The following is an 845-nucleotide window of genomic DNA, read 5'->3' on the forward strand; positions in this document are numbered from 1 at the left end:
CCTATTTCCTCTTTCATCCGGGAGACAAGGAGCAAGTTGTAGTCAGAGCCCACGGCCAACAGGACGATCACCGACATGGAAAGGACGGTCCAGTGTATCTGCAGCCCAAGTAAATACTGCCAAACCAGAATGGAGAGCCCGAAAGAGGCGCCCAAGGACATCAGTACCGTACCGACGATCACCAGCGCGGCGAGAAAACTCCGCGTCATGATCAGCATGATGATGAAAATAAGGCAGAGCGCGGCGACTCCCGCGATCAAGAGATCGTATTTGGCGCCTTCGACCAAGTCCTTCACCACCGCCGCGGTTCCGGTGAGGTAAATCTTGGAGTCTTCCAGCGGAGTGCCCTTCAGCGACTCCTCGGCGGCCGTCCTGATTGGCTCGACCCGCGAGAGGCCCTCGGGCGTTGCCGGATCGCCCTTTTGCGCAATGAGCAAGCGGGCGTTCTTCCCGTCCGGCGACAGGAAGATCTTCATGACACGTTTGAAAGCATCCGAGGTTTCGATGATGCCCGGCGGCAGATAGAAAGAATCGTCGTTTTTCGAGCTGTCGTATGCCTGGCCCATGGCGTTCGGATTTTGGCCGCCATTGACCTCCATCTGGCCGATGGTCCCTTCCATGGTGCTGTGCATCGTCAGCATCATGGTCCGCATGCTCTGCATGGTTTCGATCAACTGCGGGATTTGTATGAGCAACTGCGGCAGGATCAGATCTATCTTATCGAGGTCCGCCACCAACTCGGTGAACTTGTCATTGACCTCGTCAACACCATCGATTGCGTCGAACACGGATCGTATCGCGAAACAGGCGGGAATATCGTAGCAATGCTTTTCCCAGTAAAAATA

The 845-nt window shown here is 55.5% G+C and carries 1 protein-coding gene; it reads right to left on the reverse strand.

What is annotated here, in order from left to right; genetic code table 11:
• On the reverse strand, positions 1-845 hold an 845-nt coding region (locus ACZY0B_RS27840), incomplete at both ends, for an MMPL family transporter (RefSeq protein WP_463767437.1).

This window comes from Mycobacterium sp. IDUB_19 (genome assembly GCF_055419445.1).